Below are 16581 nucleotides of genomic sequence, written 5' to 3' on the forward strand. Positions count from 1 at the left end.
TTACCTATTGCTGCCCGAGATCAGTGCTGACCGTGGTCGCCGCCGTTCTGCGCGCCGTCCGACGGCGATGGCGACGCCGAGGAGGAGCCCGACGGCGATGGCGACGGATTCGACGGCGCCTTCGTCTTGACGGTGACCTCGGAACCCTTATCGACGCTCGCGCCGGCGGAGGGGTTGATTGATTCGACGATCGCGTCATCTGACGAATTGCCGTCCACTTTGACGCTCAGTCCGGCCGCCTCGAGGATGGCGCGCGCGCTCGCGAGCGTGTCTCCGGCGTCGACATTCGGCACCGTCACCTGCTCATGGCCGGTCGACACCCACACCGTCACCGTGCTGTTCTGCGCGACCGACGTGCCGACGTCCGGCGAGACGCGGATGACCGATCCCTTGTCGACGGTGTCCGACGATTCCTGCATGACGGTGACCGTCAGACCCATCTGCGAGAGCGCGGACAACGCCTGATCCTGCGGCTTGCCGATGATGCCGTCCGGCACCTTCGTCATGCCCGACGACACCCACAGGCTGATCGTGGATCCCTTGAGTTGCGACGTGCCGTAGGCCGGGTCGGTGCGTGTGACATGATCCTTCGCAATCGTCGCGCTGTCCTCGGTCTGCACGCTCGCCTCGACGACGAATCCGGCGTCCTCGAGCGTCGACCTCGCCTGCTCCTGCGTATAGCCGGTCACGTCCGGGATCTTGATCGGCCGCGGACCCGTCGAGAACCACACTTCGACGGTGCTGCCCTCGGCGACGCGCTTGCCGCCGGCCGGCGTCTGCTTCGTGAACATGCCTTCCGGCTTCGTTGAATCGGCGTCCTGCTTGACGTTGATGTTGAGGCCGAGGTCGCTCAGCTGCTTGCGTGCGCGTGCCTCGGTCGTCGTTTCGTTGAAGGTCGGCACCGTCACGAACTTCGTCGCGTTCTGCGCGTGGTCCCACCATAGCCATCCGCCGATCGCGATGCCGAGGATGACGATCGCCGCGGCGATCGACGCGATGACGACGTTGCGCTTGTGCTTCTTCTTCGCGATTTCGGCACGGCGATCCGCACGTGTCTTGAGCGGTCCGGTCGAACCATCCGGGTTGATGCGTTCGAACTGTCCGGTGACCGGGTTGAATCGCTGCGTCGCCGGTCCCTGCTGCGCCGGCATCGGTTCCGTCCGCTGCGGCTGCGCCTTCGTCGCCGACAGGTCGGTCAGTGGATTGAAGGCCGTCGCGCTCGGCACGCCGCCGTTCATGAACGCGATGATGTCGTTCTTGAATTCGGCGGCCGTCGCATAGCGGTTCTGGCGGTCCTTCGCCATCGCCTTCGCGCAGATCGAATCCCACGCCGTCGGCAGCCCCGGCACAATTGTGCTCGGCCGCACGGCCACTTCGGAAACGTGCTGATAGGCGATCGCGACCGCCGAATCACCGGTGAACGGAGGCCGTCCGGTGAGCATCTCGTAGAGCACGCAGCCGGCCGAATACAGGTCGGAACGCATGTCGACGGTCTCGCCGCGCGCCTGCTCGGGGGAGAGGTACTGCGCGGTGCCGACGACGCCCTGCGATTTCGTCATCGTCGTCGCTGAATCGTCGAGCGCGCGGGCGATGCCGAAATCCATGACCTTGACGATGCCCTGCTCGGAGATCATGATATTGCCGGGCTTGATGTCACGGTGGATGATGCCCATCCGATGCGAATACTCGAGCGCACTGAGCACGCCGATCATCACATGCTCGGCGTCGCGCTGCGACAGCGGCCCGTTCGCCTTGATGATGTCGCGCAGCGTCTGGCCCTTGACGTATTCCATGACCAAATACGGCAGATGCTCGGTCTGGCCGTTCTCGAAGGTGATGACCTCCTCGCCCGAATCATAGATGTTGACGATGTTCGGGTTGTTCATCTGCGCGACCGAATGCGCCTCACGCTGGAAGCGCGTCAGGAAGATCTCGTCGTGAGCGAGGTCGGGACGCATGATCTTGATGGCGACGGTACGGCCGAGCCTCGTGTCCACGGCCACATGGACCTCCGCCATGCCGCCACGTCCGATGAGCTGGCCGAGCTGGTAGCGGCCACTATCCAATGTCGTGGGCATGCTACTCATTGCTGCTCCTTCCGCCTTGAACCGCAAAGTGGTTGTGTCGTGGGGAATCCGTGCGCGCCGCCTGCGCGAACGGGGGAATCGTGTTCGTGGCCGGATCGTGGTGCGGCGCGCTCGCGACGCGGCGCGGCACCCGCTTTCCGGACGTGACCATCGTCGCGTCGACGGCGCTCGTCTGCTGGTCGAGCAGCCTGCGTTCGATGCGCGAGAGGACGCGGGCGACCGTCAGCGCGTCCTGCGGACGGTCGAGCGGGTCCTTCGAAAGCATCGACATGACGAATTGGGACAGCTGTAAGTTGACGCTCGCCGGCAGCGGCGGCACCGGATTGTTGACATGCGCGGCGGCGATGTCGACCGGCGTCGCGCCGGTGAACGGACGGTGTCCGCACAGGCCTTCGTAGGCGACGACGCCGAGTGAATAGATGTCCGACTGCGGCGTGGCGTGCTGGCCTTGCGCCTGCTCGGGGGAGATGTACTGCGCGGTGCCGACGACCATGCCGTCCTGCGTGATCTGCTCCTGATTCGTCGAATAGGAGACGCCGAAATCGGTGATCTTGACTTCGCCGTTGCTCGACACCATGATGTTCGCTGGCTTGACGTCGCGGTGGATGACGCCGTGTGAGTGCGCGACGAACAGGCCGCGCGCCGTCTGGATGAGGATCGGCAGCAGCTGCGTAGGCTCCATCGGACCGTCGATCTCGTGGAACAGATCGGCGAGCGACTTGCTTGGCACGTATTCCATGATCAGGAATCCGATGCCGTCATGCTCGTAGTATTCGAACAGCGCGGCGATGTTCGGGTGTGCGAGATTCGCCGAGTTGCGCGCCTCGGCGCGCAGCCTGCGCAGCTTCGACTCCTGGTTCGTCGTGTCGGTGCGCAGCGCCTTGATCGCGACCGGGCGTCCCAGCTGGATGTCGTAGCCTTTCCAGACCTCGCCCATGCCTCCCTGCGCGAGGCGCGAATCGAGGCGGTAACGCCGGTGAATGAGCTGTCCTTCGATGAGTCTCATTGGGTAAGCGCCTCCTTCATTACTGCGGTCATGACCGGTCCGGCGGCGAACGAGCCGTAGAGGTCGACATTGTGGACGACGACGGCGACGGCGATCTTCGGATCATCGGCCGGCGCGAATCCGATGACCCAGCCGTCAATCGAATCGTTGTCTGCGCCGATCTGCGCGGTGCCGGTCTTTGCGGCGACGCGGATGCCGGGGATCTCGAGATTCGTGTTCTCGTCGGTGACGACGGCCTCCATGCCTTCGGTGAGCTGTTTCGCCGTGTCCTCGCTGAACGCCGTGCTCATGACCTGCGGCTTCGTGTCCGGCAATACTGACAGGTCGCTGAAGCGTACGCGGTCGACGAGCGTCGGTTTCATGACCTTGCCCTTGTTCGCGACCGTCGCGGCGACCATCGCGTTCTGCAGCGGCGTGATGAGCGTGTCGCCCTGACCGATCGACGCCAACGCGAGCCGATCTGGCGTGACCTGCTGCGGGAACCGCGACGCGACGGCGCGCATCGGCGTGCCGTCCGCGGCCGATCCGTCGATCGTGATCGTCGAATCGAAGCCGAATTTCTTCGCCATGTCGCTGACCGTGTCGTCGCCAAGCGCGACGCCGAGCTGCGCGAACGCCGTGTTCGACGAGTACGCCATCGCGTCCTTGAGCGAGATCTTGCCGTCGACGCCATCGCCTGCCGACGACGAGTTCGTCAGCGCCGTCTCCGTTCCCGGCAGCGTGTAGCTTGCGCCGGCCGGGATCTGCGAGTTGATGTTGTATTTGCCCGAGTTGATCGCGGCGGCCGCGACGACGGTCTTGAACGTCGATCCCGGCGGATACAGCTGGCTCGTCGCGCGGTTGATCATCGGGCTGGCGTTGCCTTGGCTCAGCTCGGCGTAGTTCTTGTTCGCCGTGCCGCCGTCGTGCGTCGCGAGCAGATTCGGGTCGTAGCTCGGCTTGCTCACCATCGCGAGGATGCGGCCGGTGCTCGGCTCGATCGCGACGACGGCGCCGTCATCGTCGCCGAGCGCGTCGTAGGCGGCCTTCTGCAGCTTCGTGTCGATTGATGTCTCGATCGAGGCGCCGCGGTTCTCCTCGCCGGTGAACAGGCCTTTGAGCCGCTGCCAGAACATCGCGTCGGACTCGCCGGTCAGCAGCGTGTCCTCGGACGCCTCGATGCCGCGGTCGGCCTTCTGCGTGACTGAGAAATAGCCGGTGATCGGCGCGTAGAGCGGACCGTCGGCGTAGGCGCGCTGATACTTGTATTCGTCCTGCGACGCATCCGATTTGGCGAGGATCGTGCCGTCGGACGCGAGGATCGCGCCGCGTGCCGCGCTATTCGTATAGTAGAGTGTGCGCACGTTGCGCGAATCGCTGGCGAGCGCGTTCGAACGGACCGTCATGATGATCGACGATGAGATGCCGAGGATGACGAACAGCACGAGGACGGCGGTGAACAGCTGACGCAGTGTTTTGTTCATCAGGCCTCACCTCCCGGACGGGTGTCGTCGAGTGCGCGTTGCGGCAGATTGACGTAGGAATGGGTGCTGATCGGCGCGACGATCTGCGTGACCGAGCCGTCGTCGCCGGATACGGCGGCAGCGGATGGTGACGCAGACGCAGCGGAGCGCGCCTCGGCCTGCTGACGGCTGCGCAGCACCGAAAGCGCCTCCATGCGGAAGGTGTCGCTCAGTTCGTCGGATTGCGGCTTGTTCGCCGCGTTCGAGATGACGATGAGCAGTGCGGCGAGGATGTAGTTCGCGACGAGCGACGAGCCGCCGGCCGCCATGTACGGCATCGTCAGACCGGTCAGCGGGATGACGAGCGTGATGCCGCCGACGACGGTGAACACCTGGAACGCCATCGTGAACACGAGGCCGGAGGACAGCAGTTTGCCGAAGCCGTCCTTGATCTTCATCGCGATGATCATGCCGGCCGCGATGATGAGCAGGTAGAGCATGAGCACGGCGAACAGGCCGACAAGGCCCAGCTCCTCGCCGGTTGACGCGTAGATGAAATCGGAGTTCGCCAGCGGTGTGACAGTCGGATAGCCCTGACCGAGGCCGGTGCCCATCAGGCCACCCGAGGCGAGGCCGAACAGGCCCTGCACGATCTGGCTCGAGCCGCCCGGATAGCGGCTGTAGATCGCCGGATCGAAGGGATGCAGCCATGCGTCGACGCGGTAGCCGACGTGCGCGAAGATGTGCGCGGCGACGACGCAGCCGGCGGCGAAGGCGAGGAAGCCGATGATGACCCAGCTCACGCGGCCGGTGGCGACGTAGAGCATCGCGACGAACATCGCGAAGAACATCAGCGACGTGCCGAGGTCGTGCTGCATGATGAGCACGCCCATCGATGCGACCCAGACGATGACGATCGGCCCGAGATCCTTGAACCGCGGCAGCTGCAATGGTCCAAGCTTTTTGCCGCCGACGGCGAGCTGGTCGCGATGGTTGAACAGATAGGACGCGAAGAAGAATGCGAGGAACAGCTTCGCGAACTCGCCCGGCTGCAGCGAATACGGTCCGATGCCGATCCAGATGCGCGCGCCGCCGATCTCACGGCCGAGGCCGGGAATCATCGGCGAGAGCAGCAGTACGAGGCCGATGACCATGCTCACATAGGAGAAGCGCCGCAGCACGCGGTAGTCGCGCATGAACACAAACAGCAGATCGCAGCACACGAGCGCAAGACACAGCCAGATCATCTGTCGTGTCGCGACGTGCGCATCCATCGCCGCGTCGCAGCGTGCAATCACGAGCACACCAATCGACGTGAGCATGAGCACGCAGGCTACAATCGATTGGTTCGCGTAAGGCTGGAACTTGCAGATGATCGCCCACGTGACGATGAACAGCGCGGCGATGACGCCCATGAGCACGAGCGCCGTCGTCGGCGGACGACCTTCGGTGCGCGCGAACATCTGGAAGACGCCGATGGCCGTGATGACGAACGCGAAGAGGATCTGCAGCAGATAGCGTATCCGGGTCTTCGTCACTTCGAATCCTTCTCCTCAGCCGTGGCGGACGGCGACGCCGAAGATGATGCCGAAGATGACGGCGACGGCGAAGCCTTGTCTTTCTTCGACTTCTCGAGCGCCTCCTTCTGCGCCTTCGCGGCCGCCTTGCGCTGTTCCTGCTCATCCTTCTGCTGTTGCTGCGTCTTCTTGAGCTCCTGCTCGATTTGATCCGCCTTCGCGACGGCGGCGTCGTAGTCGTCGACGTTGATGCCGTTTTCGAGTTGGTTCTGCCATCCCTCCGGCAGCTCGCTGAACTTCAGATCCGTCTGTTCGACCGGATGTGACAGCTTGATGCCGAAGATGTCGGTGGGCACGCCCTGGTAGATCGCGATCGTGTCGCCGTCCTTCGCGAGAAAGTACTGCCTTTGGCTCCACATGTACGCGCCGCCGGCGATGCCGCATAGCGCGAGTACGGCGATGATGATGGTGAGCGTCGCGGCGACGCGGCCGCGGAAGTGACGCGAGCGCGCTGCCTTCTTCTTCTCGAGCTGCTCGTGGTGGATCGCGGCTGCGACTTCCGGATCGTTCGGATCGGCGCTGTAGCGGCCGTTGCTTTTGCGCACGACCGGGATTTCGCCTGTATCCGGATCCTGCAGTTCGCCGGTCTCCTCGCGCACTTCGCTCGTGTGGCCGACGCTCGGCTTCGCCGGCTTGTCGTCGGCCGCCTTGTCGTCATCCTCGGGACGTGACTGGATGAGTGCGGCGGCGCGTTCCGCCGGCGACGATTTCGCGATGAGCGCGGGCGCTGCGGCGACTGGCTCGTTGACGATGTCGGCGATCGCGTCGAGCGATGCGCTCGTTGCGCCGCCGATGAGCGGCGTCTGATGGGGGACGTCGAAGGAGTCGGCGTTGAGCGCGAGTGTCGCGTCGGCGATGACCGCCGTCACGTTGTCGGTGCTGCCGGCACGCAACGCCATCGAAACGAGCCGCTGCGCGCATTCCTCGGGATCGGTCGCTGAGAGCATCGTCTCTTCAATCGTCGAATCCTCGAGCACGCCGCACAGGCCGTCGGAGCACAGCAGCAGACGGTCGCCGGGGTGGGCGACGCGGATCGAGATGTCGGGGCGCGCGTCGATGTCGAAGTCGCCGAGCACGCGCATGACGACGTTGCGCTGCGGATGGTTGCGCGCCTCGGATTCACTGATGCGCTTCGTGTCGATGAGATGCTGGACGTAGCTGTGGTCGCTCGTCAGGCGCATGAGCGCGCCGTCGCGCAGCAGATACGCGCGCGAGTCGCCGATGTGCGCGAGCACCCAGTAGCCGGAGACGAGCGTGATCGCCGTGATCGTCGTGCCCATGCCGGCGAGTTTGCGCTCGCGTTTCGCCTTGCCGACGATCGCGTCGTGCGCGGCGAGCGTCGACGTCTCCATGATCGCGGTCGCGCGCGCGACGTCGCCGCCCGCGCTGTCCTTTTCGATGTGCGCGAGCGAGCGGATCGCGATTGTCGATGCGGTGTCGCCGCCGGCGTGGCCGCCCATGCCGTCGCAGATCGCGACGAGATGCGCGCCCGCGAACGACGAGTCCTGGTTGTTGGAACGGACGGTGCCGACATCGGAGACCGTCGTCGAATACATGTACAACGTGCTGTGCTCTGCGGAGGTCATCGGCTCACCTCAGTTCGAAGGTGGTCGCGCCGATGCGCACGGGGATGCGCGGCGCGAGGATCGTGGGCGCGGTGATGCGCTGCTGGTTGACCACGGTTCCGTTCGTGCTGTGCAGGTCCTCGATGGCCCACTGGTGCGAGCGCTCGTCCGGGTAGACGCGCGCATGGTGCGACGAGACGAATTCGTCGTCGAGCACGACGGTGTTCGAGGCCGCGCGGCCCAACGTGATGACGGATGAGTTCAGCGGCACCGAGGTGCCGGCGAGCGGGCCGTCGATGATGACGAGCAGCGTCGGCTGCTTGTCCGCGGCCGTCACCGGCATCGCGCCGCTCGCCGGATGGTTCGGCGTTGAATTGGCGGGGGTGGCGGCGACCGGCGTATCGGCCTTCCTGCGGACCTCACGTTCCTTTTTGCGGCGTGCGCGCGACTTGCGTGGGCTGTAGGAGGCCACGTCGCGGTACAGCGAACGGGCGATGCTCCAGACGAAGACCCACAGCAGGATGAGGAACGCGTATTTCAGTACCGCGAAGGTAAGTTCGGTAATCATAACGGCAATCGGTGTCCCGGTTTACTCCTGATCCTGCGACGACGCCCAGTAGAGGATGCGCGTGCGGCCGATCGTGATCGTGTTGCCGTCGAGCAGCGTGGCCGCCGGCACCTGATGGCCTTCGACGTAGGTGCCGTTCGTCGAGCCGAGATCACGGGCGATGACGCCGTTGTCGGTGATGTCGATCTCCAGATGCTTGCGGGAGATGCCGGGATCGTCGATGACGATGTCGCAGCCGGAGCCGCGTCCGATGATCGTCTTGCTCTTCGTCAGCAGATACTGGCTGTTGTTCACTTCGAGCATCGGGCAGTCCTCGGCCTGCGCGTCCGTCGTCACCGGGACCGCGTTGCCCTGCACGGATTCGCTCGTGAGCTTGAAGTTGCCCTTCGACAGTTCGAGATCCTCCTCGAACACGACGACGACGGGGCCTACGAACGCGTAATGCTGGCTCTTCGCGTACTTCGTGAGGTTGTCGGCGAGCTCGTTGGCGAGCGCTTCCGATCCCCACTGCTCGATGCGGTCGAAATCGGGGGTGCTCAGCTTGAAGCGATACTCGTTCGGCGCGACCGTGCGTTCGCGACCCACCGGCATGGCCGATTCGTCGATCTCGCGTTCGAGCGCGCTCGTCAGATCGACGGGCTGCAGGTCCTTGGAGCCGAATTTCGCGAACACTCCGTTGACCGCGCCTTCAACGCTTTTCTCAAAACGGTCAAGAACGCTCATAGTAGTCCCTTTCTTATTCCTGTCCCATCCTACGCTTGGTCGCGAACCGCGCCGGCCTTTGTGACTGCCGGACGAATGCCCGTCCGCGTCGGACGTCGCCGTGGACAGCGCTGCAGGACGCGCCGCGCACGTCATGCACATATGACTCATGATATATGAATACGTCTGTTCCCATCATTTATACGGATATGCGATGACGATGCGCACTGTCGATGCACACTGCCGATATCCGCGCGCCCGCGCGGGCGGCGCGCGTTCAGCCAATGCGCAGGCTTGCAGTGCTAGCGTAATGCGGTATGACGCAAACCACTGTGCAGATGAATGATCACCTCCCCGCCGATTCCTCGATCCCCGACTACGCCACTGCGAAAGCGCGCACACTGCGCTTCAGCTGCGGCGCCCCGCGCAGCCCGCGGCTGCTCGGCGACGGATCGCGGATGCTGTTCCTGCGCTCCGACGGCGCCGAGGACACCGTGACGTCGCTGTGGATGGGCGAGGCCGACGGCACCGAGACGCTGCTCGCCGATCCGCGCGCGCTGCTTGCCGACGCCGATGCCGAGGACGTGCCCGAGGCCGAGCGCGCCCGCCGCGAACGCGCGCGAGAAGGCGGCAGCGGCATCGTCTCCTATTGCGTTGACGCGGGCGGCCGCGTCGTCGTCTTCACGATCAACGATCAGCTGTTCGTCTCGAAGCTCGACGCCGAAGCCGCCGTCGCTGACACATATGCGATTGACGTGCATGCCAGCAATGACGTTGATGATGACGCCGACGCCGAGCCGCTGCGCCCGATCCTCAATCCGCGCGTGAGCCCCGACGGCACGCGCGTCGCCTATTCGACCGGCGCGGCCGTCATCGTCGTCGATGTCGCCACCGGCATGGCCGGCGTCGCCTACGCGGTGCCGCAGGACGAACGCGCCGACGTGCACGCCGGCATCGCCGAATTCGCCGCCGCCGAGGAGATGGACCGCTACGACGGATTCTGGTGGGGGCCCGATTCGCGCACACTGCTTGTTGAACGCTTCGACGCGTCGCCGGAGCCGCTGTGGACGATCAGCGATCCCGCACATCCCGATCGCCGCGGATTCGACCACCGCTATCCGCGCGCGCTCACGCACAACGCGATCGTCGAACTCTACGCCGTGCATCTGGGCGACGATCGCCTCAATGCGGAACGCACGGCACTCGTCGACTGGGACAACGACGCCTACGAATATCTGGCCGTCGTGCGTTGGGACACCGGTCATATGCCGCTGTTGCGCGTCCTCGACCGCCTGCAGCAGCACGAGCGCATCCTGCGCGTCGACGTGCCGAAGGAACAGGATTGGAAGCACTATGCGCCCGTCGAGGACGGCGTCGTGCCGCTGATGCCGGTCACCGTCCTCGAGACGCACACCAACGAGCAGTGGATCGATCTCATCGGCGGCACGCCCGTCTACACGCCGTCCGGCGCGCTCATCTGCTCGATCAACGACATGGAGAACGACACGAATCGACTGACCGTCGACGGACGCCCGTTCACGCCGGTCGGCTGGCAGGTGCGCGCCGTCCTCGACGCCGACGACGAGACCGTCATGTGCGTCGTGCAGCGTTCACCCGAGCAGGCGCCCGACGTGCCGAAGCAGTGGGCGTCGACGGCAGCCGACCACGACGCGCGCAGCTTCGACGTGGTCGCCTTCGACTACGACGGCAACGTGTATCCGGTCACCGACGAGCCGGGCGTGTGGAGCGCTACGCGCGCCGGCGAAGGTCTCGTCGTCACTGGCCGCGACATGGCCGATCCGCGCGCGCAGATGACGCACTACTACCGTGGCGAATCCGTCGCCGTCGCCAACAACGCGGCGACGCCGGGACTCGAAATCAACGTGCGTTTTGTACGGCTCGGCGAACGTCGTCTCCATGCGGCGATCGTCGCGCCGACCGGTGCGAAATACGCGGACGCGCAATCGCTGCCCGTGCTCATGCACCCCTACGGCGGCCCTGGCTTCCAGGAGGTCACGATGAGTCAGACCGCGTATTGGGACGCCCAATGGTGGGCCGAGCAGGGCTACCTCGTCGTCATCGCCGACGGCCGCGGCACGACCGGGCGCGGACCGGCATGGGATCGCGCGGTGTACAAGGCGATGAAAGAGGTCACGTTGGAGGACCAGATTGACGCCGTGCACGCGCTCGACGACGCCGTGCGCCGCATCAATGACGCGTCCGCCTACGGCAGGCACGCGTCGGGCGCCCGCGCACATGGGCTGCCGCGTCCCGAACTCGACCGCGTCGCGATGATCGGATGGTCGTACGGCGGTTTCCTGTCCGCGCTCGCCGTGCTCGACGCGCCCGACACCTTCGCGGCTGCCTGCGCTGGCGCGCCGCCGACCGACTGGACGTTGTACGACACGTGCTACACCGAACGCTACCTCGGCGTCGACGAAGCCGACTATGTGCGCAACAGCATCATCGACGACGCGCCGGGGCTGCGCAGGCCGCTCATGCTCATCCACGGCTTCGCCGACGACAACGTGACGATCGCGCATTCGCTGCGGCTGAGCCACGCGCTGATGGCGGCCGGACGCGACCACACGTTCCTGCCGCTCACCGGCATCACGCATATGACGAACGACCCGACCGTCGCGCGTAACCTGCTGCTGCTCCAGCGCGATTTCCTCAGCCGCGCGCTCGCGCGCTGAGGAAATCGGTCGGCCTTCTTCAACGCTTGGCGCCGTAGATGCCGGTGGCGATCGTGTCGGCGAAGACCTCGTTGACCTTCGGACGCACAACCTTCATCGACGGCGTCAGGCACTTGTTCTCCTGCGTGAACGTGACCGGCAGCACGATGAACTTGCGCACCGATTCAGCGCGCGAGACCTCGGCGTTCGCGCGGTCGACGTAGCGCTGGATCTCGGTGGCGACCTCCGGCAGTCCGGCGGCCTGCTCGATCGTCAGATCCGCCGGCAGCTTCTGTGTTGGCAGCCAATGCGCGAGACCCTCCTGGTCGAGCGTGACGACGGCGCCGACGAACGGGCGGTTGTCGCCGACGACGACGGCGTGCTCGACGATCGGGCACGTGGCGATCTCCTGCTCCATCGGGATCGGCGCGACGTTTTTGCCGCCGGCCGTGATGATGATGTCCTTTGCGCGGCCGGTCAGCGTGATGTGGCCTTCGTCGTCGAGTGTCGCCAGATCGCCGGTCTTCAGCCAGCCGTCGGCAGCGAAGGTCTCGGCCGTCTTCTCAGGAAGGTTGTGGTATCCACGGAAGACGTTCTGGCCCTTGACCTCGAGCTCGCCGGTCGCCGAGATGCGCACCGACGAGCCGGGCACCGGCTGGCCGACGGTGCCGATGACGTTGTCGTGGACGCGCGTGAACGCGAAGGGCGCCGCCGTCTCGGTCAGGCCGTAGCCTTGGATCATCGTCAGGCCGATGCCGTTGAAGAACGTCGCCAGACGGCGGTCGAGCGGCGCGCCGCCGCATGCGAGGTACTTGATGCGCGGGCCGAAGGCGCCGCGAATCGAGCTGTAGACAAGCTTCTCATAGAGCGCATGCTCGGCGCGCTGCTTCGCGTCCGGGCTGACGCCCTGCTGCTCCATCTCGCTCCATTCGCGCGCGAACTCGGCGGCCTTTGCGAAGACGCGGCCCTTGAAGCCGGTGCCGGCCTTGCGCGAAGCCGCGTTGTAGACCTTCTCGAACACGCGCGGCACCGACAGCACGAAGGTCGGTTCGAACACCTGCATGTCGTGAGGCAATGTCTTCGTGCTCGGCAGATAGCCGATGACGCCGGCGTCGGAGGTGAACACGAAGTACTGGATGAATCGGGCGAAGCAGTGGGCGAGCGGCAGGAACAGTAGCAGTCGCGCATTGCCTTCGAGCATCTCCGGGACGCATTCGGCAGCTGCGCGCGTGATGCTCACGAAGTTGCGGTGCGTCAGTTCGGCGCCCTTCGGCGCGCCGGTGGAACCCGAGGTGTAGACGATCGTCGCCAGATCGTCGGCGCCGACGCTCGCGATGCGCTCGTCGAGTTCCTCGTCGGAGATCATGACGCCGAGGCCTTTGAGCGCGGCGATCGCGTCTGCGTCGAGCATCAGGATGCGTTCGAGCTGCGGGCAATGGTCGAAGACGGAGTCGAGACGGTCGAAACGCTCCTGATTGTCGGCGATCGCGAGCTTCACATCGGAATCGTTGAGGATGCGCTCGGCCTGGATCGCCGAATCAGTGTCGTAGATCGGCACGGTCACGGCGCCGACGGCAGCGAGCGCGAAGTCGAGCAGACCCCATTCGACGCGCGTCGCAGAGAAGATCGTGACGGCGTTGCCCTTTGCGATGCCGAACTGGATGAGGCCCTTCGCGATCGCGCGGACCTCGTCGTTGAACTGGCCGGCGGTGAGCGTACTCCACGAACCGTTGGGCTCCTTGTTCTCGGTGAGCGGGGAATCGGCGCCGGAACGCTCGAGTCGATCGGTCAGCAACGTGTAGATCGTTTCGTTGTCGCGGACGGTGAGCGCATGGCCCGGCGTCGTGTACTCGGTGAGCATGGGAAAATCCTTCGTATCAGCCTTCATCGGGCGGCTTGTCGCATGGCCGCCTCGGCTATCCTACGGTACCGTAGGGAACGCGCGCCTCGTATGAATCGACAACACACGCCGGCCGCGCTTTGTAGGGAACGCACAATCGATGGACGCGGCGCAGCGCGGCTGCCCCCGGCTACGTCGACGGCGTGAGCGCGACGCGGTGCGCGCACTCGGCGCTTAGGATGGTCGATATGGAAATTGCGATGGTCGACGAACGGCATGTGCAGCAGTCGATGGCGAAGACGGTGCTTCCCGCCACGAGCACATGCGCGCATGAAGGATATATGGAACCGGCGCATGAGGATTGGGTGGGCCGTCCGCTGCCGAAGTTGCGCCAACTCGGCCGACTGCACTATGTGTGCTACGACGTGCGCGAATTCCAGCAGCTCGACATCCCCGGCGCGTCACGCGAGAACCACGGTGCCGTCGTGTTCTCGCACGGCTTCTCTGAATTCGCGGCCAAATACGGCGAGCTCGTCTGGTATTTCCTGCTCGCCGGATTCTCGGTGTGTGTGCTCGAACATCGCGGACACGGCTATTCGGCGCGTGACGTGGCCGACGACCAGATCGTCTACATCGACGATTGGCGGCGCTACATCGCCGATCTCGCACGCTTCACGAAGGAGATCGGCCGCGCCTACACGCACGGCGGACGGCTCACGTTGTTCTCGCATTCAATGGGCGCCGGCATCGCCGCGGCGATGCTCGAACGCTACCCGAACATCGTGGATCGGGCCGTGCTCTCCTCGCCGATGATCAAGGCGAAAACCGGCGTGCCGAACTGGCTGGCGGCCGCCGTCACCGGCGCGGCCTGCGACCTCGGGCGCGCGAAGTCGATGGCGCCCGGACAGCACGGGTTCACTCCGGTGATCGATTGGCGCGACGAGCAGGGCGCATGCGCCGAACGGCTCGAATGGTACAAGAAACTGCGCATCGCGAACACGCATTACCAGACGAGTGCGGCCGCGAACGAATGGGTGCGCCAAGCCGTGCGCATCTCGTGCGCCATCCTCGATCCGCGCATGTGCGAACGCATCGACATACCGGTGCTGCTGTTCCAATCGGGACGCGATCACTGGGTCAGCAATCCGGCACAGGACGTCTTCGTGCAGCGCGTGGGCCGCGACGGCGGCCGTATCAGCAAAGTGCGCATCGACGATTCGGTCCATGAGATCTTCTCGATGCCGAACGCCGTCGTCGCGCCGTATCTGCAGCGGATCTTCCGTTGGCTGCAGTCGGAGGAGACGGTGACGGTGCTGCCGTAGCGACGGCCGTCGGATGCGTTAGAATCGCCTCGGAAAAAGCGACGCGCGCGCCGGCGGCACGGCCCGCGCATGGACACAAAAGCGGGGCGTACAGTGACGCGGAACGCACAAGACGATCGAGACGACGGCGTGGCCACGGGTCGCGCATCCCACGGGCGCACATCCCACGATGGACACGACGCGCAGGAGCACGTGCAGGAGCTGCTGAGCCGGTCGGCGCATGAAGAACGCGCGGATGCGGCGCAGACGCTCGCCGACGAGACTGTCGCCACGCAATCGCTCGAACAGACGCCACGGCGGATGATGATCGGCGTGCTGTGCACATTGCTCGGCGGCGCGCTGTGGGGCATCAACGGGTCGGTGTCGAAGATCCTGATGGAGGGATACCACATCGCGCCGCTGTGGCTCGCCTGCGTCAGGGAGATCGTCGCCGGACTCATCTTCCTCGCATGCGCGGCGGTCGGCTCGCGGCACGCGCTCGTCGCCGCCGTGAAAAGCGTGCGCGAATACCCGATGTATCTGCTCACGGCGCTCACCTGCGTCACGCTCGTGCAGGTCGCGTATCTGTTCTCGATCCATTGGACGAACGCGGGCACGGCGACGGTGCTGCAGACGGTGAATCTGCTGATGGTGCTCGTCTACGTGTGCGTGCGCGGCAAACGCAAGCCGACGGTCAAGGAGATCGTCGGCGTGACGCTCGCCTTCGCTGGCGTGTGGCTGCTCGCGACCGGCGGCAAGGTCAGTTCGCTCGCGCTGCCGCTGCCGGGACTGCTGTGGGGACTCGCGGACGCGTTCTCGTGCGCGTGCCTCGCGATCATCCCGGTCATGCTCATCGCGAAGTACGGCAACTTCGTCGTCAACGGCATCACGTTCCTGCTGTCCGGACTGCTGCTCACGCCCTTCGTGCAGCCGTGGAAGGACGTGCCGCAGCTCGACGCGCGCGGGTGGGGACTGCTCGCGTTCACAATCGTCGTCGGCACCTTCGTTGCGTTCTGGCTGTACATGGCGGGCGTCGTGCGCATCGGCTCGATGCGTGCGACGATGCTCGGCACGATCGAGCCGGTCATGGCGACGATCACGGCCGTCATGTGGACCGGCGCCGTGTTCACCGGAACCGATCTGGTCGGCTTCGCGCTCATCATCGTGATGTCGTTCCTCGTGAGGTAGCGCGCGGCGAGATAACTGTTGGTGTGCGGCAGCTGTGCCCGCTGCATAATCGGCGTTCGGCGCCGTGTGCGCCGCCCTACAATCGGAATCGTTCAAGAGACGTACGGACGATGTACGGATGACGTACAGCGGCAGGAACGAGAAAGGATCGATCATGCTTTCTACGGCGCAGAATGTGGTCATGGGCGTGCTCAATGTGGTCGTACTGATCGCATTGCTCGTGTTCGGCGTGTTCGCCGTGTACAACAACAAGCCGAACTTCGAGCTGACCCCCGAGCATCTCTACGATCAGCAGCGCGGCCAGCAGTGGGGCCTGTGGGTATTCGTGTTCATCATCATCAGCTGGCTCGTGACGCTGCCCGGCGTCTTCTGGACGCTCAGCAACGGGTGGACGCAGGTGCTGTGGTGGATCGAGCTCGTGACGAATGTCGCGTCGCTCGTGTGCTGCTGTGCGGCGATCTTCTACTACCATCGCCTCAACACGCGTCCGCATGACTAAATGACTAATCAGTCGTGTGACGGCGGCTGGCGATAACGCGCGGTAACACGCGATAGCCGCAGACGACGATATACGAGAGGCGGCCGGAATCCATCGGGGTTCCGGCCGCCTCTTGGTTTGTTAATTGCGAT

General features: G+C 65.0%; 12 protein-coding genes. 4 read left to right on the plus strand and 8 right to left on the minus strand.

Annotated features, from left to right (window positions below; all coding sequences use genetic code 11):
- Window positions 1-20 precede the first annotated feature (20 nt).
- The 7 genes from pknB to CGZ88_RS05840 are packed head-to-tail and all read right to left on the minus strand — an operon-like array spanning window position 21 to window position 8968.
- Window positions 21-2087 (minus strand): Stk1 family PASTA domain-containing Ser/Thr kinase, encoded by a 2067-nt coding sequence (pknB, locus tag CGZ88_RS05810; protein WP_034523588.1) that lies wholly within the window; start codon window positions 2085-2087, stop codon window positions 21-23.
- Entirely contained in the window at window positions 2080-3093 is a 1014-nt protein-coding gene (locus CGZ88_RS05815; protein WP_101671345.1) for a serine/threonine-protein kinase, read from the minus strand. The genes pknB and CGZ88_RS05815 overlap by 8 nt, the downstream gene beginning before the upstream one ends.
- Window positions 3090-4556, minus strand: a complete 1467-nt coding sequence (locus CGZ88_RS05820) for a peptidoglycan D,D-transpeptidase FtsI family protein (protein WP_026644870.1) — start codon at window positions 4554-4556, stop codon at window positions 3090-3092. Before CGZ88_RS05820 ends, CGZ88_RS05815 begins: the two co-directional genes overlap by 4 nt.
- A complete protein-coding gene (locus CGZ88_RS05825) occupies window positions 4556-6073 on the minus strand; it encodes an FtsW/RodA/SpoVE family cell cycle protein (protein WP_231371404.1) in 1518 nt (505 codons plus the stop codon). Before CGZ88_RS05825 ends, CGZ88_RS05820 begins: the two co-directional genes overlap by 1 nt.
- Window positions 6070-7698, minus strand: a complete 1629-nt coding sequence (locus CGZ88_RS05830; protein WP_243390090.1) for a PP2C family protein-serine/threonine phosphatase — start codon at window positions 7696-7698, stop codon at window positions 6070-6072. Before CGZ88_RS05830 ends, CGZ88_RS05825 begins: the two co-directional genes overlap by 4 nt.
- A gap of 4 nt (window positions 7699-7702) precedes the next feature.
- On the minus strand, window positions 7703-8245 hold the full coding sequence (locus CGZ88_RS05835) for an FHA domain-containing protein FhaB/FipA (protein ID WP_101671346.1): 543 nt from the start codon (window positions 8243-8245) through the stop codon (window positions 7703-7705).
- Between the two features lie 21 nt (window positions 8246-8266).
- On the minus strand, window positions 8267-8968 hold the full coding sequence (locus CGZ88_RS05840) for an FhaA domain-containing protein (RefSeq protein ID WP_024540459.1): 702 nt from the start codon (window positions 8966-8968) through the stop codon (window positions 8267-8269).
- Between the two features lie 317 nt (window positions 8969-9285).
- On the opposite strand from CGZ88_RS05840, the gene CGZ88_RS05845 reads away from it, so the two are divergent.
- Complete coding sequence (locus tag CGZ88_RS05845) at window positions 9286-11643, plus strand: prolyl oligopeptidase family serine peptidase (protein WP_101671347.1); 2358 nt, start codon at window positions 9286-9288, stop codon at window positions 11641-11643.
- 19 nt (window positions 11644-11662) lie between these two features.
- Here the strand turns inward: CGZ88_RS05845 and CGZ88_RS05850 are convergent, their stop codons facing one another.
- Entirely contained in the window at window positions 11663-13483 is a 1821-nt protein-coding gene (locus CGZ88_RS05850) for an AMP-dependent synthetase/ligase (protein WP_101671348.1), read from the minus strand.
- A 227-nt stretch (window positions 13484-13710) separates the two neighbouring features.
- On the opposite strand from CGZ88_RS05850, the gene CGZ88_RS05855 reads away from it, so the two are divergent.
- The 3 genes from CGZ88_RS05855 (at window position 13711) to CGZ88_RS05865 (ending at window position 16450) form a co-directional block, all read left to right on the plus strand.
- A complete protein-coding gene (locus CGZ88_RS05855; RefSeq protein ID WP_026644865.1) occupies window positions 13711-14784 on the plus strand; it encodes an alpha/beta fold hydrolase in 1074 nt (357 codons plus the stop codon).
- Between the two features lie 300 nt (window positions 14785-15084).
- Window positions 15085-15951, plus strand: a complete 867-nt coding sequence (locus CGZ88_RS05860; protein ID WP_243390111.1) for a DMT family transporter — start codon at window positions 15085-15087, stop codon at window positions 15949-15951.
- 118 nt (window positions 15952-16069) lie between these two features.
- Window positions 16070-16450 carry a hypothetical protein gene (locus CGZ88_RS05865; RefSeq protein WP_231371403.1) on the plus strand — a complete coding sequence of 127 codons (381 nt, stop codon included), beginning with the start codon at window positions 16070-16072 and terminating at the stop codon, window positions 16448-16450.
- Window positions 16451-16581: the final 131 nt, after the last annotated feature.

Source organism: Bifidobacterium anseris (genome assembly GCF_002860345.1).
In the GTDB taxonomy this organism is placed as follows: domain Bacteria; phylum Actinomycetota; class Actinomycetes; order Actinomycetales; family Bifidobacteriaceae; genus Bifidobacterium; species Bifidobacterium anseris.